Raw genomic sequence first — 22,500 nt, forward strand, 5'->3', positions numbered from 1 at the left:
CGCCGCCCCGCCCCGCCACCCGGGAAAGACGCCATGAACGACTTCACCAGGCACCTCCAGTCACGGCTGCCCGCCGCCCGCACCGACGTGCGGACCCGAACCGCCTACACCTCCGACGCCTCGATCTACCGCGTCATGCCGACCGCGGTGCTGGAGCCCCGGGACGAGGAGCAGGTGGCCGTCGCCGTGGGCATCGCCACCGAACAAGGCGTCGGCATCACCTGCCGGGGCGGCGGCACCTCCATCGCCGGAAACTCCATCGGCACCGGGCTGATCCTCGACTTCTCCCGGTACATGAACCGCATCGACGAACTCGACCCGGAGGCCCGCACCGCCACCGTCCAGCCCGGCGTCGTCCTCGGCACCCTCCGGGACCGGGCCGCCGCCCACGGCCTCACCGTCGGACCCGACCCCTCCACGTACTCCCGCTGCACCATCGGCGGAATGATCGGCAACCACGCCTGCGGCGCCCACTCGGTGGCCTGGGGCACCACCGCCGACATCACCCAGGAGGTCGACCTGCTCCTCGCCGACGGCCGCCGGATCCACGCCGGCCGCGGCTCCAGCGGCGACGCCGACATCGACCGCCGTCTCAAGCGGCTGCGCGACCACCACCTCGCACCGCTGCGCACCGAACTCGGCCGCTTCGGCCGCCAGGTGTCCGGGTACGGGCTGGGCGCCCTGCTGCCCGAGAAGGGCTTCCACGTCGCCCGCTCGCTCGTGGGCACCGAGGGCACCTGCGGAGTCCTGCTCGGCGCGAAGATCGCCCTCACCCCGCTGCCGGCCGCCCGGGTGCTCCTCGTCCTCGGCTTCCCCGACGTCTACGCGGCCGCCGACTGCGGCGCCTCCCTGGCCAAGGCCGGCGCGCTGACCGTGGAGGGGCTGGACGCACCCCTCGTCGAGGCGCTGCGCTCGCGCGGCGGCCGCGCCCCCGGCATCGACCTGCTCCCGCGCGGCGAGGCCTGGCTGTACTGCGAGATCGAGGGCACCGGCGAGGCCGACGCGATCGCCAACGCCGAACGCCTCGCCCGCGGGACCGGGGCCACCAGCTTCGTCACCGCCGACGCCGAGCAGACCGCCGCCATCTGGTCCATCCGCCGCAACGGCGCCGGCATCGCCACCCGCATGGCCGACGGCCGCCAGGCCTGGCCCGGCTGGGAGGACTCCGCCGTCCCGCCGGAACGGCTCTCCGGATACCTGAAGGACCTGCACGCCCTCATGGCGGAACACGAACGGACCGGCACCATCACCGGGCACTTCGGCGAGGGCTGCCTGCACGTACGCGTCGACTGGGAACTCGGCACCGAACAGGGCATCGCCGCCTACCGCGAGTTCATCACGGCCGCCGGCGACCTCGTCGTCGCGCACGGCGGCTGCGCCTCCGGCGAGCACGGCGACGGCCGTGCCCGCTCCGAGCTGCTGGCCCGTACGTACTCGCCCGAACTCATGGGCGCCTTCGCCGCGTTCAAGGAGATCTGGGACCCCCGCAACCTGCTCAACCCCGGCATCATCGTGGACCCGGCACCCTTCGACGCCGACATCCGCCCCGGACCGGGCCGCGACCGCAACGAACTGCCCCTGGTCCAGCGCTTCGGCGCCGACCAGGGCTCGCTCACCAACGCCGTGCACCGCTGCACGGGCGTCGGCAGCTGCCGCAACGACACCGGCCACATGTGCCCGTCCTACCAGGTCACCCGCGACGAGGTGCACTCCACCCGCGGCCGCGCCCGGGTGCTGAGCGAGATGCTGCGCGGCGAGACGATCACCGACGGCTACCGCTCCACCGAGGTCCTGGAAGCCCTCGACCTCTGCTTCTCCTGCAAGGCCTGCAAGAGCGACTGCTCGGTCAACGTCGACATGGCCGCGTACAAGTCGGAGTTCCTCAGCAAGCACTACGAGGGACGGCTCAGGCCCCGCGCCCACTACACCCTCGGCTGGCTCCCGGTGCTCGCCCGGGTCGCCTCCCTGGCCCCCCGTACGCTCAACCGGCTGACGCGGCGCGCGCCCGTCGCCGCCCGGCTGAGCGCCCTGGCCGGGCTGGAGACCCGCCGGCCCCTGGTGGCACTGCCGTCCCAGACCTTCAGGCAGTGGTTCCACTACCGCAAGCCGGCCCCCGCGGCCGCCTCCGCCCCGGCCGCCGCCGAGCCGGGCGCCTCGGGCACGGTCGTCCTGTGGCCCGACACCTTCAGCAACCTCCTCGACCCCCGCGGAGCCCAGGCCGCCACCCGGGTCCTGGAAGCCATGGGATACGAGGTCGTCCTGCCCGACGGCCCCGTCTGCTGCGGCCTGACCTGGCACTCCACCGGCCAGCTCGGCGCCGCCCGCGCCGTCCTCGGCCGCTCGGTGGGCGCCCTGCGCGAGCACCTCGAAGCGGGCCGGACCGTGATCGGGCTGGAACCCTCCTGCACGCAGACCCTGCGCGAGGAGGCCGCCGAACTGCTGCCCGACTCGCCCGTCGTGCGCAGGCTCTCCCGGCAGGTGCGCACCCTCGCCGAAGTGGTCGCGGAGCACGAGGGCCCCTGGCCGTTCGGGACGCTCGACCAGGACGCCGTGATGCAGCCGCACTGCCACCAGGAGGCGGGCCACGGCCACGGTCCGGAGACCGAGGTGCTGCGCCGGCTCGGCGTCACCGCCGACGTGGTCTCCGCGGGCTGCTGCGGCATGGCGGGCAACTTCGGCTACGAACCGGGGCACTGGGACGTCTCCCAGGGCGCCGCCGAGCGCGAGCTCTACCCGAAGCTGCGGGCCGCCGGGCCGGACACCGCCGTGGTCGCCGACGGCTTCTCCTGCCGTACGCAGATCTCCCAGGAGGGCTCGCGCCGTCCCGAACACCTCGCGGAGCTGCTGCTGCGCGCCCTGCCGGGCAACACCCCCGGCAAGAACCCCCAGAACGGAAGTGGACCATGCGCATCGTAAGGTTCGAGAAGGCGGGCACGATCCGCTACGGACTCCTCGCCGACGACGAGGTCGTACCCCTCGTCCACGGCCCCTTCGGCCCCCTGGACGTGTCCGCGGACGCGCCCCGCGTCCCCCTCGCCGAGGTGCGGCTGCTCGCCCCCGTCACGCCGGGGAAGGTCCTCGCCATCGGCCGGAACTACGCCGAGCACGCCGCGGAGCTCGGCAACGAGGTGCCCGAGGAGCCGCTCGTCTTCCTCATGCCGGGCAGCGCCGTCATCGGGCCCGGCGAGGCCGTCGTCAAGCCCTCCTACACCGACGAGCTCCACCACGAGGCCGAGCTCGCCGCGGTGATCGGCAAGACCTGCCGCGACCTGAAGCCGGAGGAGGTGGCCGACCACCTCCTCGGCTACACCTGCGCCAACGACGTCACCGCCCGCGACCTCCAGGGGCCGGACCGGCAGTGGTGGCGGGCCAAGGGCTCGGACACCTTCTGCCCCCTCGGCCCCTGGGTGGAGACCGAACTCGACCCCCGCGCGCTCGCGGTCCGGGCCACGGTCAACGGAGAGGTCCGCCAGGACGGCAACAGCTCCCGTATGGTGCACCCCGTCGACCGGCTGATCAGCCACATCAGTTCCGCCATGACCCTGCACCCCGGTGACGTGGTACTCACCGGCACCCCGGCGGGTGTCGGGCCGCTGCGGCGCGGCGACCTGGTGACGGTCTCCGTCGAGGGGATCGGCGAGCTCACCAACCCCGTCGTCTGAACCGCGCCGCCCGACCTGGAGACACCTGCCCCATGTTGATCCTCTTCGGCGCCTTCCTGGTGCTGGCCGCCGCATCCGTCGTACGCACCACGGCGGGCTTCGGCTTCTCGCTGGTGGCCGTCCCGCCCCTGGCCCTGCTCATCGACCCGGCGAGCGCGGTGGTGGTGGCCGGGATCATGGCCGCCCCGCTCAGCCTGTGGATAGCCGTACGCGACTGGCGTCACGTCGACCGCCGCCTGATGACGGCCACCCTGCTGTCCGGGCTGGCCGGCGTGCCGTTCGGGGTGTGGCTGCTGGCCACGCTCTCCTCCCGGGTGCTGCTGTTCGTCATCACCGCGGTGGTCCTGCTGGGCACGTTCATCGTGTGGCGGAAGATCACCCTGGGCGGCGGACTGAAGATGGTGATGGCCGTGGGCCTGTTCTCCGGAGCCTCCTTCGCCGCCACCGGCATAGACGGCCCGCCGATGGTCGCCGCCTTCCAGAGCATGCGCCTGGAACCCCGCGTCCAGCGGGCCACCCTGGGCGTGGTGTTCTCCGGCACCAGCCTGGCCGCGCTCGTCGGCTTCGGCATCAGCGGCCAGCTCACCGCGACCGTCGGGCAGATGCTCCTCGTCGGGGTACCGGCCCTGTTCATCGGGATATTCGCCGGCGAGAAGGTCTTCCACCGCCTGAACGCCGAGCGCTTCCGCCGGGTCGTCCTCGGCCTGCTGGTCGTCAGCTCCCTGTCGGTGGTCCTGCGCGTGGCCGCCGCCTGACGGGCCGCCGCCCGACGGGCCCTGCCGCCGGATCCGGTTCACTGCGCCCGCAGGGCGGCGAAGAAGTCCAGCCGGGTTTCCAGCCGGTTCAGGTCGGTGCCCGTCAGCCGCTCGATGCGGGTGATGCGGTGGCGCAGCGAGTTCACGTGCAGGTGCAGCCTGGCCGCCGTCCTGGTCCAGGACGCGTCACAGGCCAGGAACGCCTCCAGGGTGCCCAGCAGGTCCGTCCGGTGCCGGAGGTCGTGGTCCCGCAGCGGCCCGAGGTGGCGGGCGGCGAAGGCCCGGCGGGCGTCGGCCGGGATCAGGGGCAGCAGCGAGAGGACGTGCGCGGTCAGGTCGCCGGGGCCGCGCACGCTCACCCGGCCCGGGGCCTCCCGCGCGACCCGCAGCGCGTCGTGGGCCTCGTCCAGCGCACGGCGGGCGTCGCCGGGGCCGCCCACGGGAGAGCTGAGCCCGACGGACACCGTCTCGGCCGGGCCGAGCCAGCGGGCGAGGGCCGCCGCGAGCCGGCGCTGGAGGGCGGCGTGGTCGACGCCCGGCGCCGGCTCGGGCATCAGGACCATGAGCACCGCCCGGTCGCCCTCGACGGTGGCGGCGATGTCGGACGGTGACACCGGAACCGGGCCGTCCGGCTCGACCAGGGCCTCCTCCAGCAGGACGCGCAGGGCCCCCGCCGGGACCCCGTCCGCCACCACGTACTGGCAGCGCGGCCAGTGGCCCACCCCGCTGACGACGGACTGCGCCGTACTGCGCAGCCGTACGGGGATCTCCTCGGCCGGGACGTCGCCGCGCACCAGCTCCAGGGAGCGGCCGGCCAGGTCGCGCAGGGCCGCCTTCGCCGCCTCGTGCGCGCACCGCGCGTCGCCGAGCAGCTCTTCGACCCGGTCCAGGAGCTCCGTGTCCGCCGCGGGCCACCGGGAGACGTCGGCCTCCACCACCATCAGCCAGTCGCCCAGCTCCGAGGCCGGCCCGGCCGGGCCGGCCACCGGCAGCAGGGAGTACGGGCGCTCCCCGACCACGACCCGGTGCGGGGCCCGCTCGCCCGCCCGGCGCGCCGCGAGGTAGCGCGCGGCCAGCGCCGCCGCCGTCTTCGGGTGCGGCGGCGGGTGCGCCCCGGCGATCTGGCGCCCGGTCGCGGACAGGACGCGCACGTGGAGGCCGAGGCTGTGCCGCAGGAGTTCCAGCACGGAAGCCGGGGCGGCCCGGTCGGCGAGGAGCCTCCGGTGGCGTTCGACCACGGCGGCGAGACTGGCGGCCTCCCGGCGGTGCAGGCGGTGCAGCACGTGTCCTGTGACCGCGGCGAACGAGGTCTCCGGCGGCACCGCGAGGAGCGGCAGCCCATGCCGCCGGCAGGCCCGTACGAGGTCGTGCGGGACGAGCCGGTGCTCGACCTCCCCCGCGGCCAGGGCCGTGACGCCCGCCCGCGCGAGGACGCGGACGAACGGCTCGGCGTCCCCGTCCCCCCGCCACCAGGCCAGCCCGGTCAGGACGAGCTCCCCGCCGGAGAGGAACCGCCCGGGGTCGGCCAGGTCGATGACCGGGACGGCCCGGACGGCACGGTCGAGCACCTCGTCGCCGGCGTCCGCGCCCACGAGCAGCAGCAGCCCCAGCTCGTCGGTGTCCAGGAGTTCACGCAGCCGCATGGCCGTCACCCTCTCACGGACGCCGCGGCCCCTGCCCTACGCGGATCACCCCAGTTCACAGGCGTGCCGCGGTGTGAAAGCACCGTCCTCCACAGGCGGCGGAGCGGGCGGTTCTGAGCGATCGGTGACTGCCCCGCCCCCCGGGCCGCTGTGTGTACTGCTCCGCGTGGCCGGCGGCGTCGCGGGCCACGCGGAGCCGGATGCCGCGCACGGGGGTCGCGGTAACGGCGCGGTACGTCACGCAGAGAGAGGCGGTCCGAACATGGCCGGCACCACCAGCGGTATCCCCACCAACGTCACCCAGGGCTCCCGGACCAGGGGCGGCATCGGCGAGTCGACGCTGCGCCCGGACGGCACCCTGAAGGTGACCGGCGAGTTCGCGTACTCCTCGGACATGTGGCACGAGGACATGCTGTGGGGCCAGACCCTGCGCTCCACGGTCGCACACGCCGAGATCGTCTCCGTCGACGTCGCCGAGGCCCTGGCCGTGCCCGGCGTCCACGCGGTCATGACGTACGACGACCTCCCGGCCCCGGTGAAGTACTACGGCATGGAGTTCCAGGACACCCCGGTCCTCGCCCACGGCAAGGTCCGCCACCACGGCGAGCCGGTCGCCCTGGTCGCCGCCGACCACCCCGAGACCGCCCGCCGCGCCGCCGCGAAGATCAGGATCGAGTACCGGGAGCTGCCGCTCGTCACCGACGAGGCCTCCGCGCTCGCCCCGGACGCCGTGCTCGTCCACGAGAACCGCGACGACCACCACGCGGCACACGTCCCGCACCCCAACGTCGTCCACCACCAGCCGATCGTCCGCGGCGACGCCGACGCGGCCGCCGCGCGGGCCGACGTCATCGTCACCGGCGAGTACACCTTCGGCATGCAGGACCAGGCCTTCCTCGGCCCCGAGTCCGGCCTCGCCGTCCCCTCCGAGGACGGCGGGGTCGACCTCTACGTCGCCACCCAGTGGCTGCACTCGGACCTCAAGCAGATCGCGCCCGTCCTCGGCCTGCCCGAGGAGAAGGTCCGGATGACGATGGCCGGCGTCGGCGGCGCGTTCGGCGGCCGCGAGGACATCTCCATGCAGATCCTCGCCTCCGTGCTCGCGCTGCGCACGGGCAAGCCGGTGAAGATGGTCTACAACCGCTTCGAGTCCTTCTTCGGCCACGTCCACCGCCACCCGGCGAAGCTGTACTACGAGCACGGCGCCACGCGCGACGGCAAGCTGACGCACATGCGCTGCAGGATCGTCCTCGACGGCGGCGCGTACGCCTCCTCCACGGCCTCGGTCGTCGGCAACGCCGCGTCCCTCTCGGCGGGCCCGTACGTCATCGACGACGTCGACATCCTGGCCGTCGGCCTCTACACCAACAACCCGCCCTGCGGCGCGATGCGCGGCTTCGGCGCCGTCCAGGCCTGCTTCGCGTACGAGGCCCAGATGGACAAGCTCGCCGCCGAACTGGGCATGGACCCCGTGAAGTTCCGCCAGCTCAACGCGATGGAGCAGGGCACGGTCATGCCCACCGGGCAGGTCGTGCACCACCCCGCCCCGGTCGCCGAACTGCTGCGCATGGTCAAGGAGCGCCCGCTGCCGCCCCTGCGCCAGTGGGAGACCGCCGGCGGCCCGGCCGACCTGCGCGCGCTGCCGGGCGGCCTGTCGAACACCACGCACGGCGAGGGCGTCGTCCGCGGCGTCGGCTACGCGGTCGGCATCAAGAACGTCGCCTTCTCGGAGGGGTTCGACGACTACTCGACGGCCAGGGTGCGGCTGGAGGTCGTGGGCGGCGAGCCCGTCGCGATGGTCCACACGGCCATGGCGGAGGTCGGCCAGGGCGGTGTCACCATCCACGCGCAGATCGCCCGTACCGAACTCGGCGTGCAGCAGGTCACCATCCACCCCGCCGACACCCAGGTGGGCTCGGCGGGTTCGACCTCCGCGGGCCGCCAGACGTACATGACCGGCGGGTCGGTGAAGAACTCCTGCGAGCTCGTCCGGGAGAAGGTCCTGGAGATCGGCCGGCGCAAGTTCGGCGCGCGGCAGCCGGCGTGGGCGTCCGACGGGCTGCTGCTGGAGGGCGGCAAGGTGGTCACCGCGGGCGGGGAGGTCCTCGCGGCCCTGGCCGACATCCTGGAGGACGAGGCCGTCGAGGTCGAGGCGGAGTGGCGGCACTTCCCCACCGAGCCCTTCGACCGGGTCACCGGCCAGGGCAAGGGGCACGTGCAGTACGCCTTCGCCGCGCACCGGGCCGTGGTGGAGGTGGACACCGAGCTCGGCCTGGTCAAGGTCGTGGAGCTGGCGGTCGCCCAGGACGTGGGCAAGGCCCTCAACCCGCTGTCCGTCATCGGCCAGATCCAGGGCGGCACCGTCCAGGGGCTGGGCGTCGCCGTGATGGAGGAGATCATCGTGGACCCGAAGACCGCGAAGGTGCGCAACCCCTCCTTCACGGACTACCTGCTCCCGACGATCCTGGACACCCCGACGATCCCGGTCGACTACCTCGAACTGGCCGACCCCGAGGCCCCGTACGGCGTCCGCGGCATCGGCGAGGCGCCGACCCTGTCCTCCACCCCGGCGGTCCTGGCGGCCATCCGCAACGCCACGGGGCTGGAGCTCGACAGGACCCCGGTCCGCCCGGAACACCTGACCGGGCTCTGACCGGGCCGACCGCCGTCGTGCGTCACAGGCCCCGGACCGCGGCCACCGAGAACGTGGTGGGGGTGCCCGTCGAGGGGGTGAGGGGGCCGCCCTTGTCGAACTGGGAGCGGACCACCAGGGTGCGGCCCGGGGTGTGGGACAAGGTGGTGGGGATCTGGAGCGACGGGTCCGTGAGGGTGCGGGTCAGGCGGGCGCGGGTGCCGTCGGGGGTGAGCTGCCAGCGGGTCAGGGTGTTGGTGACGTTGTGGACCGCCCGGAGGGTGCCGGTGGGGGAGAGCTGGATGCCGTCGGCGGCCTTGAGGTCGCCGCCCGTCAGGGCGACCCGGCTCAGGGCGCCGGTGCGCAGGTCGACGCGGTGGAGTTCGCCCGCGGTCATGTCGACGGTCAGCAGGTAGCGGCCGTCCCGGTCGGCGGTGATGCCGTTGAGCGTGAAGCGGCCGGGCGGCGGCGGGGTGATGTGCCGGCCCAGGTCGTACGCCACCTCCAGCGGGCCGGAGCCGGCGCGCAGCTGCGCGGGGGTGACCCGGTAGACCACCGCGCGGACGCTGTCCGTCAGGTAGGCGGTGCCGTCCGGGGTGACGACCAGGTCGTTGACGAAGTGCGGGACGGCGGGGTCCACCTCGAAGCGGGCCAGGCGCGCGCCCGTCGCCGTGTCGTACACGGACACCCCGGCCGTGGAGTCCGTGACCCACAGGCGGCCCCGCGCGTCGACGCGCAGCCCGTTCGCCGTGCGCCGGCCGTCGGTGCCGGAGGGGAGGAACACCTCGGCGGTACGGGCCCCCGGGCGGGCGCGGTACACCGTGCCGTCCGCGTACGAGCCGACGTACACCGTGCCGGTGCGGGGGTCGGAGGCTATGCCTTCCGGGTAGACCTTCGAGCCGGGGAGGGTGAACGCCGTTCCGACGGAGGAGGCGGAGGAGGCGGAGGGCACGGGCGCGGGGGCGGCGCCCGTGGTCAGGGCCGCGGCCAGGGTGACGGCCGCCGCGGTGGTGAGGGTGTGAGAGAGCATGCGCATGGAAGAGCCCTTCTTGATCAGCGTGCTCGTAGAGTAGTTAGAGTTCTAATGCCTGGCAAGGGTCGTAGGATGCCGCAATGACCTCCATGCCTCCCGAGGAACGCATCGGCGCGCACATCAAACGCGCCGAGCAGGCGCTCCTCGCGGCGAAGAACGCCGCGTGCAAGCCGGCGGCAGTAACGGTTCCGCAGTACGCCGCCCTGCTCTGGCTCGCCGAGAAGCCGGGCATCTCGGCGGCCGCCCTCGCCCGGCTCTGCGGGGTGACGCCCCCCACCATGAACACCGTCCTGAAGAACCTCCACGAGCGCGGCCTCATCGAGCGGACCCCCCACGAGTGGCACCGCAACGTGCTGGAGACCCGGCTCACGCCGGCGGGCCGCGCCGCGATGGAGCTGGCCGACACCGGGGCCGTCCGCGTCGAGACCGCCCTCGCCGCCGCCCTCACGGACGAGGAGCGGACGCAGCTCATCGAGCTGCTGGGGCGGTGCGCCGAGGTGCTCGACACCCTGAGGTGAACCGCCCGCGGGATCCGAGCGTCAGCAGGAGGGGGACGTCCACCCGCCCCGCCCCGCCCGGGGCGGGCCCGACCGTTCGGAGCGAAGTCCGTGCATGATCACCCGCAGCAGTCGTCCGGCCGTACGCCCGAGCCGGGGCAGGGCCGCAGGAGGTCCCGGCGCGCGACGTGGACCGGCGTGGGCGTCGTCGGCGCAGTCCTGCTCGGTGCGGGCGGTTTCGCCGCCCACGAGAAGGGCTGGACCTCCGGCGACGGCCGGGCCGCCGACTTCGCCGGCCCCGCCCCGGCCCCCTCGGCTTCGGCCCCCTCGGCCCCGGCCCCCGACCATCCGGGTGCGAAGCGGGCGGAGCCCTCCGCGGCGCCCACGCCCAGCGGCGACCCCGACGTGCGGCTGCCGGCCGGACCGAGGTCCGACTTCCGCCAGACCGCCAGGCTCGACGACGGCACGGTCATCGCCAGGACCCGCGTGGCCGGGGCCAAGTCCGGGTTCGAGGGCGACGTCTGGGTCTGGACCCCCAAGGAGTACGAGGACCCGAAGTACGCCAAGAGCGCCTTCCCGGTCCTCATAGCCCTCCCCGGCGGCAACGGCTTCCCCGACAACTACTGGGCCGACCGCAGCCTCGGCCTCCAGAAGGCCGTGTCCGAGGGCGTCCGGGCCGGCACCAGCCTGCCCTTCGTCCTGGTCATGCCCGTGCTCAACCCCGACAACAAGTACTACTACGACGGCGCCGACATACCCGGCCGGCCCAGGATGGGCACCTGGATCGCCGAGGACGTCCCCGACTTCGCCCGCGCCAACTTCCGCACGTACGCGTCCCGCGACGGCTGGGCCTTCATGGGCTCCTCCTCGGGCGCCTTCGTCGGCATGAAGACGCTCCTCCAGCACCCGGACAAGTTCAAGGCCGTGATCGCCAGCGGCGGCGAGATCACCCCCGACTCCCCGCTCTGGAAGGGCCACCAGGCCGAGATGGACGCCAACAACCCGGAGAAGCTCGCCGAGAAGCTGATCGCCGGCGGCGGCCCGGACGTCTACATCAACTTCCAGGTCGGCACGAAGGAGTCCGGCAGGGACCGGATGGCGCAGTTCGTGCAGCAGTACGGGAAGGGCCCGGTCAAGACCACCATCCGCGACATCCAGAACGGCGAGCACAACGGCTGGCACTACGTGCGCGGCATGAAGGAGGGCTCGCTGGAGTGGATCAGCAAGGTGCTGAAGGGCCCCAGGACCGAGGCCGGCTGACCGCGGCCGGCTGCCCCCCCCGGCCGCGGCCCGCCGCCCGGCCGGCCGACCGTTGCCCCGTACGTTCGAAAGTCCCCGTTCCCGCAGACAGGACCCGCCCCCGACCCGTCGCCGGACTGCGCCACGTGGCCCTCACCACGTCGCCCCGGTCCCAGGCAACCCATACGGTCGTTCACACCTCTGTACAGGTGTCAAGGGGGACCAATCGGTCCGACCCGCGCCCAACCAGGGCGCCGGAGAAGGAACGGGAACAAATCCGTGCAGTATGACCACCAAGGCGACGGCGGCCCCACGACCAAGGGCGGCCGTCGCCCCCGGCGCCCCCGCAGGCGCCAGATCCTGATCGGCGGCGGACTCGCGCTCGCCCTCGCCGCCGGGGGCGGCGCGGCGTACAAGGCGGGCCTCTTCTCGGACATAGGGGATCCGGTCTCCTTCGGAAAGATCCAGGAGTCGGCCACCGCCGAGGACATCCGCCCGGGGGTGCAGATGCCCACCGGCCCCAAGGCCGAGTTCACCCGCACGAGCCGGCTGCCGGACGGCACGCAGATCGCGATGACCACCCTGACCGGCCAGAAGTCCGGCTTCACGGGCGACGTGTGGGTGTGGGTGCCCAAGGAGTACGACGAACCGAGGTACGCCAAGAGCGCCTTCCCCGTGCTGATCTCCCTGCCCGGCGGGCGCGGCTACCCCAAGAACTACTGGGGCACCGGTCCCGGCCTCGGGCTCCAGCAGGCCGTGATCGACGGCGTCAAGGCGGGCACCAGCCTGCCCTTCATCCTCGTCATGCCGGTGATCAACGCGGACACCAAGCACCACTTCGACGGATCGGACATCCCCGGCCAGCCGAAGATGGGCACCTGGATGGCCGATGACATCCCCGATTTCACGAAGGCCAATTTCCGCACCTTCACCTCCCGCGACGGCTGGGCCTTCATGGGCTCCTCCTCGGGCGGTTTCGGCGCCTTCAAGCACGTCCTGAAGTACCCCGAGCGCTTCAAGGCGGTGATCGCCAGCGGCGTCGACTTCGTCCCCGACTCCCCGCTGTGGAAGGGGAACCGGCAGGCCATGGACGAGAACAACCCCGAGAAGCTCGCCGAGAAGCTGATCGAGGAGGGTGGTCCGGACGTCTGGATCAACTTCCAGATCGGCACCAAGGAGAGCGGCCGCGACCTGGCCGAGCGGTTCATGCGCGAGTACGGCAGGGGCCCCGTGCACACCCGGCTCCAGGTGATCCAGGATGGTGAGCACAACGGAAAGTCGTACGTACGAGGAATGAGGGAGGGTTCCCTGGAGTGGATCAGCAAGGTGATGCAGGGACCGACACCCGATCCCGCCGTGCGATGAGCCCGACGGTGAAGGGGATGACGGCCGCCGTCGCCGCGGGGATCGCGATGGTGTGCGCCGTCGCGTTCCTGGAGGCGCCCGGCGACCGGCCGGTGCACCCCTTCCCGACCGTCGGCGTGCTCATGGCCAACGGGGAGCACTGGTGCACGGCGAGCGTGGTCGACAGCCCCAAGGGCAACGTCGTCGCGACCGCCGCGCACTGCGTGGCCCCGGCGGGCGAGGACGGCGTGCCCGGCGAGGTCGCCCACGACGGCCTCGCCATCGGCGAGCTCTCCTTCGCGCCCGCCTTCTCCGGAGAGGGCTCGGGCACCCAGCCCCTCGGCGTGTGGAAGGTCCGCTCGATCCACGTCGACGAACGCTGGACGAAGTGGGGCGAGGACACCGCCGACTTCGCCTTCCTCACCATCGAGCCCGACGAGGACGGCCGCAGCGTGCAGGACGCCGTCGGCGGCAGGAGCGAGGCGCCCGCGCCCGACTGGACCTCCGGGTACGAGCGCGAGGTCACCGTCATCGGCTACCCGGAGTCCGAGCACAACCCGCAGAACAAGCCCGTGTCCTGCACCACCCAGACCCGCCACGACGTGGACGACCCCGACCTGCTGTACATCAGCTGCTCGGGCTTCTGGACCGGCACCAGCGGCAGCCCCTGGATCGCCGACCGCGGCGGCACCGGGCAGCCGGGCCGGCTGATCGGGGTGCTCAGCGGCGGGGACACGGACGTGGACTCCACGGCCGCGCTGTACGACGAGAAGGCCAAGGCCCTCTACGAGCGGGCCGCACGGGGCTGAACGGCCGCGAGGTCCGGGACCGGGCTACTCCTTCCGGCGCTCGGTGCCGACGACCACGCCGACCGCCGCCACCACGATCGCGCCGCCGAGCACGATCGGCGGGGTCAGCGGCTCGTCCAGGACCAGCGCGCCCAGCGCGACGGCCACCACCGGATTGACGTACGCGTACGTGGCCACCAGCGACAGCGGCGCCGCCCGGAGCAGCCACGCGTACGCCGTGAAACCGACGACCGAGCCGATCAGCACGAGGTAACCCAGGGCCACCCACGAGGAGGCGGAGAAGGCGCCGGGGTCCAGGCCGTGATGCTCCCCGCGCAGCAGCCCCACCACCACACCGGCGGCCCCGCCCGCCAGCATCTGGTACGCGGAGCCGGTGAAGGGGTTGTCCGGCAGCGGCAGCCGCCCGGCCGAGAACGAGCCCAGCGACCACAGCAGCGCGGCGCCCAGCACCAGCAGCACCCCGCCCAGGTGGACCTCCCCGCTCAGCCCCGGGCTGGTCAGCACGGCCAGCCCGGCCAGGCCCACCAGCACCCCCGCCAGGGTCCACAGCGGCGGCCGGTCCCCGGTGGCCGCCCGCAGCACCACCACCCACATCGGCACCGACGCGACCAGCAGCGCGGCCAGCCCGGACGGGACGGAGGTCTCGGCCAGCACCACCAGGCCGTTGCCGCCCAGGATCAGCAGCAGCCCGACCAGCACCAGGGAGCGGGCCTGCGCGGCCGTGATCCTGAGCGCGCGGGGCCCGTACCGCCAGGCGACGACGCCGGCCAGCACCAGACCGGCGGTGACGAAGCGGGCCCCGGCGGACAGGAAGGGCGGCATGGTCTGGACGGCGATCCGGATGCCGAGGTAGGTCGATCCCCAGACCACGTACACGAGCGCGAGCGCGAACCACACGGCCCCGGTGGTTGTGCGGCGGCCCGCGTCCGCGTCCGCGTCTTTGCCGTCGGTCGGTGTCGAGGTGCCCATGGCCCGGATCCTACGGTCGGTGCCGGATACACGCTTCTGGATGTCCCAGCCCCCTCTCACCCCTTGAGCAGGGCGTTCAGCTCGCCGTACGGCAGTGCCCCCGCGAGGGAGCCGTACGTGCCGCCGGCCAGCAGTTCCTCGGTGGCGCGGCGGACCACGGCGTACGCGGCCTCCGCCACCCAGGAGCCGAGGCTGACGCGGGCCACCCCGAGGGTGCCCAGCTCGGCCACGGACGGCGCGTCCGGGCCGACGAGGACGTTCAGCGGCCCGTCGATCCCCCGGGCGAGCTCGGCGACGGTGGCCGGATCGGTGACCCCGGGCACGAAGACGCCGCTGGCGCCGGCGGCGAGGTAGGCGGCGGCGCGGGACAGGGTCTCGTCGAGCCGGGTGGAGCTCTCGCCGAGGCCGAAGAGGTACGTGTCCACCCGGGCGTTGACGTACAGCGGCACCCCGGCCGCGTCGGCGGCGGCCCGGGCCGCGGCGAGCCGCTCCGCGTGCTCGGCCGGGGCGCGGCGGCCGTCCTCGATGTTGATGCCGACCGCGCCGGCGGCCAGCACCCCGGTGACGGTCTCCCCGACCCCGGCGGCGTCGGCGGCGAACCCGCCCTCGATGTCGGCGGTGACGGGCACGGAGACGGCCGAGGCCACCCGCGCGATCAGCTCCAGCGCCCGGTCCCGCGCGAGGGCGTCCCCGTCGGGCGCCCCGAGCGACCAGGCGACCCCGGCACTGGTGGTGGCGACGGCCGCCGCCCCGGCGGCCTCGACGAGCCGCGCACTGGCGACGTCCCAGGCGTTGGCGAGTGCGAGGGGAGCGGCGGGGGTGTGCAGCGAGGTGAAGGCGGCGGCCTGGGCTGCGCGGTCAAGGTGGGTGGTCATGGCCCCAGTTGACCAGACCTACCCACCCGACGGCTGGCGGTTTTCCGACGCGGACCCCTCAGTCGGCGGCCAGGCCCGTCTTGGCGCCCGCGCCGCACAGGGGGACGACCGCTCTGCGGCCGCCCAGGGGGTTGCCGGGGGCGGTGGGGGCGACCGCCGCCCAGCAGGCCGCCGCCGTCGGCTCCACGAACAGGCCGCGGCGCGCCAGGTCCCGCTGCGCCTCGCGGAGCCGGTCGTCCGGGACCGTCACGAAGGTGCCCCCGGACTTGCGGACCGCCGCCAGGATCTGCCGGGCCCGGGGCGGGGCCGGGATCGCGATGCCCTCCGCCGCCGTCGGCAGCTGCGGCACCGGGGCGGCGTCCTCCGCGCCCGCCGCGAAGGCGGCCGCCAGCGGGGACACGGCCTCCGCCTGGACCGCGATCAGGGCGGGCGGCGTCGCGCCGTGCCGGGCGGCCAGCTCCTCCACCGCCAGGGCCGCGCCGAGCAGCAGGGTGCCGTTGCCCACCGGCACGACCAGCGCCTCCGGCAGCCGGCCGCCGAGGGCCTCCCAGATCTCGTAGACGTACGTCTTGGTGCCGTGCAGGAAGTACGGGTTGAAGACGTGGCTGGCGTAGAACACCCCCGGCTCGTCCGCCGCCGCCCGCGCGGCCCGCGCCGTGGCCTCGCGGCCGCCCGCGACGACGCGTACGACGGCCCCGTGGGCCCGCATCTGCTCGGTCTTCTTCTCCGAAGTGCCCTCCGGCACGAAAACTTCACAACTGAGCCCGGCCCGCGCGCAGTACGCCGCCACGGACGTCCCCGCGTTGCCGCTGCTGTCGGCGACCACCCGCTCCGGGGCGAGCCGGCGCGCCAGTTCGGCGAGCATGACCGCGCCCCGGTCCTTGAAGGACAGCGTCGGCATCAGGAAGTCGAGCTTGGCGTGAATCCGCTCCGACAGCGGCACCAGCGGGGTGTACCCCTCCGACAGCGAGACCGAGAACGCCCCCGGCAGGGGCAGCGCGGGCGCGTACCGCCACAGCGAGGGGGGTCCCGCCGCCGGTTCGAGGGGGATGGCCGGATCGGGTGTGAAGTCGAGGTCCCAGGGGCCGCCGCACAGGGGGCAGCACCAGGGCGCGGTCCGCACGTCCGCGTGCGTGCCGTCCTCGGGGCAGACGTAACCGGGAAGTGCGTGAGTCATGTGCGGAGCACCTTTGCTCGTTCATGGCCGTCGTATGGCACGGATGTTACGCGTCCGTGGTGCGTCCGCCCGGCTCTTGTGGGATGGCGGAGGGGTGGGCCAACCTTTCGGGGACGACGGCCCGTTGGGACGGGATTCGTTGTCATGGACATGCCTAAAGCGAGTTCTTCCGCGTGTCCGCGCACCGTCGCACGGCACCCGCAGGCCCACCCCCAAGAGGAGGACCCCCCACATGTCCGTGAAGCGTCACACCCGCCGGAGGATCGCCGCCGTCAGCGCGACCGCCGTCGCAGCCCTCGCGCTCGGCGCGGCCGCCGCCCTGCCCGCCACCGCGGCCGACGGCGCCCCGCAGGGCGTCATCGAGAACGCCGGCGTCGCCGGGGCCGTCCCCGGCAGCTACATCGTGACCCTGAAGGACTCCGCGGCCCGCTCCACCGCGGACAGCGGCAAGGCCGTCGCCAAGCGGTACGGCGCGAAGATCGACCGGACCTACAGCGCGGCCCTCAACGGCTACTCCGTCGAGGTCTCCGAGGCGCAGGCCAGGAAGCTCGCCGCCGACCCGGCGGTGGCGTCGGTCGTGCAGAACCGCACCTTCACCGTCGACGCCACCCAGCCCAACCCGCCGTCCTGGGGCCTGGACCGCCTCGACCAGCGGGCCCTCCCGCTGGACCAGAGCTACACCTACCCCGACAAGGCCGGCGAGGGCGTCACCGCCTACATCATCGACACCGGCGTCCGCATCACCCACCAGGACTTCGGCGGCCGCGCCTCCTACGGCTACGACGCCGTCGACAACGACAACACCGCCCAGGACGGCCACGGCCACGGCACGCACGTCGCCGGCACCGTCGCCGGAGGCGCGTACGGCGTCGCCAAGAAGGCGAAGATCGTCGGCGTCCGCGTCCTCGACAACAACGGCTCCGGCACGACGGCCCAGGTGGTCGCCGGCATCGACTGGGTCACCCGCAACGCCGTCAAGCCGGCCGTGGCCAACATGTCGCTCGGCGGCGGCGCGGACTCCGCGCTCGACACCGCCGTGCGCAACTCCATAGCCGCCGGCATCACCTACGGCGTCGCGGCCGGCAACGAGTCCACCGACGCCTCCACCAAGTCCCCGGCGCGCGTGGCCGAGGCCATCACCGTCGGCTCGACCACCAACACCGACGCGAAGTCCAGCTTCTCCAACTACGGCTCCATCCTGGACATCTTCGCGCCGGGCTCCTCCATCACCTCCGCCTGGGGCACCGGGGACACCGCGACGAACACCATCTCGGGCACCTCGATGGCCACCCCGCACGTCGTCGGCGCGGCGGCCCTCTACCTCTCGCAGAACCCGGCGAGCACCCCGGCGCAGGTCCGCGACGGCCTCGTCGCGGCGGCCACCCCGAACGTGGTGACCAGCCCCGGCACCGGATCCCCCAACCGCCTGCTGAACGTGGGCGCGAGCACCACCCCGCCGAACCCGGGCACCAAGTTCGAGAACACCGCCGACTACGCGATCAACGACAACGCCACCGTCGAGTCGCCGGTCACCGTCAGCGGGATCTCCGGCAACGCCCCGGCCGCGCTGAGCGTCTCGGTCGACATCAAGCACACCTACATCGGTGACCTGAAGGTCGACCTCGTCGCCCCCGACGGCTCGGTGTACAACCTGCACAACCGCAGCGGCGGCAGCGCCGACAACATCATCCGCTCCTACACGGTCAACGCCTCGTCCGAGGTGGCCAACGGGGTGTGGAAGCTGCGGGTGAACGACAACGCCGGCGCCGACACCGGCAAGATCGACGCCTGGGCGCTGCAGTTCTGACACCGGGCGCCCGGCGCCGGGCACGGCGATGAACTCCTCCGCCCGGGCGACCGGGTGGCGAGGGGCGCGATAACAGGCTGGATCGCGCGATGAACGCGGGGGTGACCGACCAGTCGGTCACCCCCGCTGCGTACTATTTCGCGCATTCGTTCGCGCCGCCCCTGATGGAGCACTCGCCCGGTGACCACCCCGCCCCCGCAGCATCCCCCCGCCGGCCCGGGCCACTCCTGGCCGCCGCCGTCGCCGCCACCGGTGTGGGGGCCGCCGCCGTCCGCGTACGGGCACCCGCCCGCGCTCAACGGGTTCGCCCTGGCTTCGCTGCTGGTCGGGCTGCTGTGCTTCCCGCCGCTCGGGATCGTCTTCGCGGTCGTGGCGCTGGTGCAGATCGCGCGCAAGGGGGAGCGGGGCCGCGCCCTGGCCGTCGCGGGCCTGGTGGTCTCGCTGCTGACGACGGCCGTCCTGGTCGCCGGCCTCACCCGGTACGCGGGGCACTTCACCGGCGCGCTGGGCGGGGCGCGGTACGCGGAGCAGGTCGAGGGCCAGCTGACGGGGATGGACGAGCTGCGCGTGGGCGACTGCTTCAACGTCCCCGGCGGTGACCTGCTGGACGACGCCCGCTTCACCTACCGGATCGGCTGCGACCGGGTGCACGACGCCGAGGTGACCGCCACGACGGCGATCGGGCAGAACCCCTATCCCGGCAAGGGGTGGCTGAAGGACAACGCCACGGACGTCTGCTGGAAGGCGCAGGACGCGTACGCGATGGACTCGTGGGCGCTGCCCGGGTACGCGGAGATGTTCTACTTCACCCCCTCGCCGGACAGCTGGCAGAACGGCGACCGGCGGCTCCTGTGCCTCATTGGCACGTCGACCGAGGAGCACAAGGGCAGTCTGCGCAAGGATGCGGGCATGCTGACGCCGGACCAGGTGACCCTGCTGAGCGCGCTGAACGGCGTGGACCAGGCGCTGGGTCGCGTCCCGGACCGGGAGCTCGACGAGGCGCTGCCCGAGCACCAGAAGTGGGCGCGGAGCGTGGACGAGGCGCTGGCGGCGCAGGAGCGGATGCTCCAGGACGTCACCTCGCGCCAGGACACCGGACCGGCGGCGAGCGCCCGGCTCCGGGAGGTCGCGGCGGCGCGCAAGGAGTGGCAGCGGGCGGCGCGGGCGGCCCGGCCGGGCGACTTCCAGCGGGCGTGGGACGCGGCGCTGGCGGCCCTGTCGGTGGACGCGGAGAAGACGCTGCGCGGGGCGTACGGGCTCTCCACGCGGGTTCCGCAGTGGCTGCAGCCGGGTCCGGACGGGCCGGGGACGGGGTCGGGGCGGTGGCCCTCGTCGGAGTCCGTCTGAGGTCCTCTGGGTAACGCGCGGTAACGGGTTTGAGTGACCTGGGTTCATCACATCGAGTGAAACTCTGGCCCGTGCTTGCGCTGCTCAACCGTCGGTTGCCAGGGTGTAGCTGTCTGTCAACCTGATGGGAGTGGCTCGTGACTTTCGGTGAGCAGCCGGCCTATCTCCGCGTGGCCGGGGATCTGCGACGGAAGATCGTCGATGGCTCCCTGCCCCCGCACGCCCGGCTCCCTTCCCAGGCCCGGATCCGCGAGGAGTACGGGGTCTCCGACACCGTGGCGCTGGAGGCGCGCAAGGTCCTCATGGCCGAGGGGCTGGTGGAGGGCCGCTCCGGATCCGGTACGTACGTGCGCGAGCAGCCCGTGCCCCGCAGGGTCGCCCGCTCCGGCTACCGCTCGGCCGGGGCGTCGACGCCGTTCCGCCAGGAGCAGGCGGAGGCGGGCGCGCGCGGCACGTGGGAGTCCAGCAGCGAGCAGGCGGCCGCGCCGGACCGGATCGCCGAGCGCCTCGGCATCGAGCCGGGCGACCGCGTCATGCGCACCCGGTACGTCTTCCGCGACGCGGGGGAGGCCATGATGATCTCCACCTCCTGGGAGCCCCTGGCCGTGACCGGCCGGACCCCGGTGATGCTGCCGGAGGAGGGGCCGCTGGGCGGTTCGGGGGTGGTGGACCGGATGGCCGCCATCGACGTGGTCGTGGACAACGTGGTGGAGGAGGTCGGGGCCCGGCCGGGCCTGGCCGAGGAGCTCATGACGCTGGGCGGGGTCCCGGGGCACGTGGTGCTGGTGGTGAGCCGCACGTACTTCGCGTCGGGCCGCGCCGTGGAGACCGCGGACGTGGTCGTGCCGGCGGACCGCTACCGCCTCTCGTACCACCTGCCTGTCCGGTAACACCGCCCGCGCGGGGTTTTCGGTCGTTTCGCAAGGGTCCGGGGCGCGCCCCGGACCCATGTTCGAGTGGGGCCCGCGCGGAGCGCCGGGCCCTCCCACGTCGCCCACCCGTCGGCGCGCTCCGTGCGCCGGGTCCGGACCGGCGTGCACGCCCCTCTCGTACCCCTGGCCGGATGCGTACGCCCCCCGGGTACCTCTTCGTGAAAAACCGTATCCGCTCAGTAAAGGTCGGGCGTAAGCTCGGGCATATGCGCAATGCGGTTTCCTGGGCAGGTACAGCGGCGGAGGGTGAAGCGCGATGACCGACAGCGGTGCCCTGCTTCCATGGCTGGTCATACGTCAGGACGACAACGGCAACCGCTACCGGGTGGGTCGCTACCCCACCCGGGCCGAGGCCCAGAAGGTCGTCGACAGCCTCGACGACCGCGGACACGAGCAGCTGTACTGGGTCGAGCGGATCGGACAGGAAAGCCAGACCGCCACCACCAACTGAATCGGCTGAAGGCGCTGGCATAGGCTCCGCCCATGACTGTACGCGTGGTCGTGGGCGGAGCCCTTTGTCATGACGGGCGCCTGCTGGCCGCCCGGCGCAGCGCGCCGCCCGAGCTGGCCGGCCGGTGGGAGCTCCCCGGCGGCAAGGCCGAGCCGGGCGAGACCGTGCCCGAGGCGCTGGTGCGCGAACTGCGCGAGGAGCTCGGCGTGGAGGCCGAGGCGCTGGAGCGGATCCCGGGGGAGTGGCAGCTGAAGCCCGGCCTGGTCCTGCACGTGTGGACGGCCCGGCTGGTCGCGGGCGAGCCCGAGCCCCTGGAGGACCACGACGAGCTGCGCTGGCTGGCCCCGCACGAGCTGGACGCGGTGGACTGGCTCGACCAGGACCGGCCCTTCGTCGAGGAGGCCGGACGCCGGCTGCGTGCCGTGGCGGACGCGGGGTAGGCGTCGCGGCGGGTCCCGGGTACGACGCGGTGGGCCCCGGCCGGGAGCCGGGCCGGCGGCCGCGGCAGGAGGCGGGGCCCGGCGCCGCGTCGCACGGCGGGGCGCACCGGGGCGCGCGAGGCTCCCGCCCTAGGCCGTCTGCGCCACAGTGCGCCGGTGCGTGGGGGATCGGGTGGTACGGCGCCCTGATTATCGGGTATGTCGCTATTAGTCCCTATCTCGCCCCCCTTTCGTCACCGACGAACCGGACTGGGGTCGCTGGTGGCCCGGGAAGTGATCGGCGTGATCGACACAGACGGTGAATGCGCCGAGTGGGCCTTCCCCGCCGAGCCCGGTGCCGTCCGCACCGCACGCCACGCCGTGCGCGGCACCCTCCGCTCCTGGGGCCTGGACTCCGTCGGCGACGTGACCGTCCTGCTGGTCAGCGAGCTGGTCACCAACTCCCTGCGGTACGCCTCCGGCCCCATCGGGGTCCGCCTGGTACGGCGCAATCCGGCCGCGCCGGACCTGGCCGGCGGCCCGGCCCTCCTCGTGGAGGTCTCCGATCCGCTTCCGGATCCGCCCCGCGAGCGGATCGCCCGGCCCGACGACGAGGGCGGTCGCGGCCTGCACCTCGTCGCCGTCTCCGCGCGCCGCTGGGGGACCCGGCACGGGAAGACGGGGAAAACCGTGTGGTTCGAGTTGGCTCTTCCTGGTGAGTAACAAGGAGAAGGGCGGCAGTGGGTCTCCCGGGCGCCGTCTGGGACGACCACCGGACGTGGCCGGAAAACAACGGGACCCTTTTGTGATCGTGAACGCCGTGCCGTACGGGGCCGTGGTGCTGAATACTTCGGTCATGGCCGGTCCGGTTGCGGTGAGCTGGAGGGGACGGTCGCGTGAGCGAGATAC

General features: G+C 73.5%; 19 protein-coding genes. 14 read left to right on the forward strand and 5 right to left on the reverse strand.

The features are described from left to right. The first annotated feature begins 33 nt into the window (after positions 1-33). Genes D1J60_RS22900 through D1J60_RS22910 form a run of 3 tightly spaced genes read left to right on the forward strand, consistent with a single transcriptional unit; the run spans position 34 to position 4,417 of the window. The gene (locus D1J60_RS22900; protein ID WP_125822369.1) at positions 34-2,916 is read left to right on the forward strand and encodes an FAD-binding and (Fe-S)-binding domain-containing protein; all 2,883 of its coding nucleotides are present in this window, start codon (positions 34-36) and stop codon (positions 2,914-2,916) included. Next, positions 2,904-3,662 (forward strand): fumarylacetoacetate hydrolase family protein, encoded by a 759-nt coding sequence (locus D1J60_RS22905; RefSeq protein ID WP_125822370.1) that lies wholly within the window; start codon positions 2,904-2,906, stop codon positions 3,660-3,662. The genes D1J60_RS22900 and D1J60_RS22905 overlap by 13 nt, the downstream gene beginning before the upstream one ends. Positions 3,663-3,694: 32 nt before the next feature. Beyond that, entirely contained in the window at positions 3,695-4,417 is a 723-nt protein-coding gene (locus tag D1J60_RS22910) for a sulfite exporter TauE/SafE family protein (protein ID WP_125602192.1), read from the forward strand. Positions 4,418-4,455: 38 nt separating this feature from the next. Here the strand turns inward: D1J60_RS22910 and D1J60_RS22915 are convergent, their stop codons facing one another. Further along, the gene (locus D1J60_RS22915; protein WP_125822371.1) at positions 4,456-6,060 is read right to left on the reverse strand and encodes a PucR family transcriptional regulator; all 1,605 of its coding nucleotides are present in this window, start codon (positions 6,058-6,060) and stop codon (positions 4,456-4,458) included. A gap of 262 nt (positions 6,061-6,322) precedes the next feature. Here D1J60_RS22915 and D1J60_RS22920 point away from each other — a divergent pair, with 262 nt between their 5' ends. Beyond that, a complete protein-coding gene (locus D1J60_RS22920) occupies positions 6,323-8,713 on the forward strand; it encodes a molybdopterin cofactor-binding domain-containing protein (protein ID WP_125822372.1) in 2,391 nt (796 codons plus the stop codon). A 22-nt stretch (positions 8,714-8,735) separates the two neighbouring features. On the opposite strand, the gene D1J60_RS22925 is transcribed toward D1J60_RS22920, so the two are convergent. After that, entirely contained in the window at positions 8,736-9,728 is a 993-nt protein-coding gene (locus D1J60_RS22925; RefSeq protein WP_125822373.1) for an SMP-30/gluconolactonase/LRE family protein, read from the reverse strand. A 77-nt stretch (positions 9,729-9,805) separates the two neighbouring features. On the opposite strand from D1J60_RS22925, the gene D1J60_RS22930 reads away from it, so the two are divergent. From D1J60_RS22930 to D1J60_RS22945, 4 genes are all read left to right on the forward strand, one after another. Next, on the forward strand, positions 9,806-10,243 hold the full coding sequence (locus D1J60_RS22930) for a MarR family transcriptional regulator (protein WP_185899500.1): 438 nt from the start codon (positions 9,806-9,808) through the stop codon (positions 10,241-10,243). Positions 10,244-10,333: 90 nt separating this feature from the next. Then, positions 10,334-11,482: an alpha/beta hydrolase-fold protein gene (locus tag D1J60_RS22935; RefSeq protein WP_125822374.1), complete on the forward strand. Its 1,149-nt coding sequence runs from the start codon at positions 10,334-10,336 to the stop codon at positions 11,480-11,482. A 258-nt stretch (positions 11,483-11,740) separates the two neighbouring features. Next, on the forward strand, positions 11,741-12,826 hold the full coding sequence (locus D1J60_RS22940) for an alpha/beta hydrolase-fold protein (protein WP_125598332.1): 1,086 nt from the start codon (positions 11,741-11,743) through the stop codon (positions 12,824-12,826). Beyond that, on the forward strand, positions 12,823-13,614 hold the full coding sequence (locus D1J60_RS22945; RefSeq protein ID WP_164720949.1) for a trypsin-like peptidase domain-containing protein: 792 nt from the start codon (positions 12,823-12,825) through the stop codon (positions 13,612-13,614). The genes D1J60_RS22940 and D1J60_RS22945 overlap by 4 nt, the downstream gene beginning before the upstream one ends. Before the next feature lie 24 nt (positions 13,615-13,638). Here D1J60_RS22945 and D1J60_RS22950 read toward each other — a convergent pair whose 3' ends face one another. The 3 genes from D1J60_RS22950 to D1J60_RS22960 are packed head-to-tail and all read right to left on the reverse strand — an operon-like array spanning position 13,639 to position 16,635. Further along, on the reverse strand, positions 13,639-14,583 hold the full coding sequence (locus tag D1J60_RS22950; protein ID WP_125822375.1) for an EamA family transporter: 945 nt from the start codon (positions 14,581-14,583) through the stop codon (positions 13,639-13,641). A gap of 56 nt (positions 14,584-14,639) precedes the next feature. Then, on the reverse strand, positions 14,640-15,458 hold the full coding sequence (locus tag D1J60_RS22955) for an isocitrate lyase/phosphoenolpyruvate mutase family protein (protein WP_125822376.1): 819 nt from the start codon (positions 15,456-15,458) through the stop codon (positions 14,640-14,642). Positions 15,459-15,516: 58 nt separating this feature from the next. Continuing rightward, positions 15,517-16,635 (reverse strand): pyridoxal-phosphate dependent enzyme, encoded by a 1,119-nt coding sequence (locus tag D1J60_RS22960; protein WP_125822377.1) that lies wholly within the window; start codon positions 16,633-16,635, stop codon positions 15,517-15,519. 232 nt (positions 16,636-16,867) lie between these two features. Between D1J60_RS22960 and D1J60_RS22965 the strand changes: the two genes are divergently transcribed. From D1J60_RS22965 to D1J60_RS22990, 6 genes are all read left to right on the forward strand, one after another. Further along, positions 16,868-18,442, forward strand: a complete 1,575-nt coding sequence (locus D1J60_RS22965) for a S8 family peptidase (protein WP_125822378.1) — start codon at positions 16,868-16,870, stop codon at positions 18,440-18,442. 180 nt (positions 18,443-18,622) lie between these two features. After that, positions 18,623-19,789: a DUF4190 domain-containing protein gene (locus tag D1J60_RS22970; RefSeq protein WP_125822379.1), complete on the forward strand. Its 1,167-nt coding sequence runs from the start codon at positions 18,623-18,625 to the stop codon at positions 19,787-19,789. 137 nt (positions 19,790-19,926) lie between these two features. Then, a complete protein-coding gene (locus D1J60_RS22975; RefSeq protein ID WP_125822380.1) occupies positions 19,927-20,679 on the forward strand; it encodes a GntR family transcriptional regulator in 753 nt (250 codons plus the stop codon). A 298-nt stretch (positions 20,680-20,977) separates the two neighbouring features. Beyond that, complete coding sequence (locus D1J60_RS22980; protein ID WP_007266305.1) at positions 20,978-21,172, forward strand: SPOR domain-containing protein; 195 nt, start codon at positions 20,978-20,980, stop codon at positions 21,170-21,172. Between the two features lie 32 nt (positions 21,173-21,204). Next, entirely contained in the window at positions 21,205-21,612 is a 408-nt protein-coding gene (locus D1J60_RS22985) for a (deoxy)nucleoside triphosphate pyrophosphohydrolase (RefSeq protein WP_125822381.1), read from the forward strand. A gap of 273 nt (positions 21,613-21,885) precedes the next feature. Further along, entirely contained in the window at positions 21,886-22,314 is a 429-nt protein-coding gene (locus D1J60_RS22990; RefSeq protein ID WP_125598354.1) for an ATP-binding protein, read from the forward strand. Positions 22,315-22,500 lie beyond the last annotated feature (186 nt).

Origin of the sequence: Streptomyces sp. W1SF4 (assembly GCF_003950035.1) — a bacterium.
In the GTDB taxonomy this organism is placed as follows: domain Bacteria; phylum Actinomycetota; class Actinomycetes; order Streptomycetales; family Streptomycetaceae; genus Streptomyces; species Streptomyces racemochromogenes.

What these genes read in the sequence shown, in the direction of transcription:
- D1J60_RS22925 (WP_125822373.1), bottom strand. Translation starts at nt 9,728, where the DNA reads ATGCGCATGCTCTCTCACACCCTCACCACCGCGGCGGCCGTCACCCTG.
- D1J60_RS22945 (WP_164720949.1), top strand. Translation starts at nt 12,823, where the DNA reads ATGAGCCCGACGGTGAAGGGGATGACGGCCGCCGTCGCCGCGGGGATC.
- D1J60_RS22950 (WP_125822375.1), bottom strand. Translation starts at nt 14,583, where the DNA reads ATGGGCACCTCGACACCGACCGACGGCAAAGACGCGGACGCGGACGCG.
- D1J60_RS22965 (WP_125822378.1), top strand. Translation starts at nt 16,868, where the DNA reads ATGTCCGTGAAGCGTCACACCCGCCGGAGGATCGCCGCCGTCAGCGCG.
- D1J60_RS22980 (WP_007266305.1), top strand. Translation starts at nt 20,978, where the DNA reads ATGACCGACAGCGGTGCCCTGCTTCCATGGCTGGTCATACGTCAGGAC.
- D1J60_RS22910 (WP_125602192.1), top strand. Translation starts at nt 3,695, where the DNA reads ATGTTGATCCTCTTCGGCGCCTTCCTGGTGCTGGCCGCCGCATCCGTC.
- D1J60_RS22920 (WP_125822372.1), top strand. Translation starts at nt 6,323, where the DNA reads ATGGCCGGCACCACCAGCGGTATCCCCACCAACGTCACCCAGGGCTCC.
- D1J60_RS22955 (WP_125822376.1), bottom strand. Translation starts at nt 15,458, where the DNA reads ATGACCACCCACCTTGACCGCGCAGCCCAGGCCGCCGCCTTCACCTCG.
- D1J60_RS22915 (WP_125822371.1), bottom strand. Translation starts at nt 6,060, where the DNA reads ATGCGGCTGCGTGAACTCCTGGACACCGACGAGCTGGGGCTGCTGCTG.
- D1J60_RS22930 (WP_185899500.1), top strand. Translation starts at nt 9,806, where the DNA reads ATGACCTCCATGCCTCCCGAGGAACGCATCGGCGCGCACATCAAACGC.
- D1J60_RS22985 (WP_125822381.1), top strand. Translation starts at nt 21,205, where the DNA reads ATGACTGTACGCGTGGTCGTGGGCGGAGCCCTTTGTCATGACGGGCGC.
- D1J60_RS22960 (WP_125822377.1), bottom strand. Translation starts at nt 16,635, where the DNA reads ATGACTCACGCACTTCCCGGTTACGTCTGCCCCGAGGACGGCACGCAC.
- D1J60_RS22900 (WP_125822369.1), top strand. Translation starts at nt 34, where the DNA reads ATGAACGACTTCACCAGGCACCTCCAGTCACGGCTGCCCGCCGCCCGC.
- D1J60_RS22905 (WP_125822370.1), top strand. Translation starts at nt 2,904, where the DNA reads ATGCGCATCGTAAGGTTCGAGAAGGCGGGCACGATCCGCTACGGACTC.